The 220-nt window shown below is 60.9% G+C and carries 1 protein-coding gene; it reads right to left on the reverse strand.

Annotation, left to right across the window (positions count from 1 at the left end):
* Positions 1 to 220, reverse strand: a 220-nt coding sequence (locus tag ACVBEF_RS21425) for an AMP-binding protein (RefSeq protein ID WP_447125911.1), incomplete at both ends; no start/stop codon positions are given.

Genomic DNA, 220 nt, shown 5'->3' on the forward strand with positions numbered 1-220 from the left:
TCTCGTTCGAGTACGCACGCCAACTCGGTGCGTGCAAGTCCAGCACCGGCACGTCCGGTTCTATCGTTGCCCTTACCTGCTCCCAGCCGCCAGCAATCTCGGCTTGCATTACCACTCCACTTAGGACCACACGGGGGGCGCTGTCGCTTAACATATGCGCCAGCCGCTCGGCGGGATACGCCGGATCCAGCGGCACATACCCGGCACCGGATTTTAATAT

The sequence above is a fragment of the Glaciimonas sp. GG7 genome, from assembly GCF_052976905.1.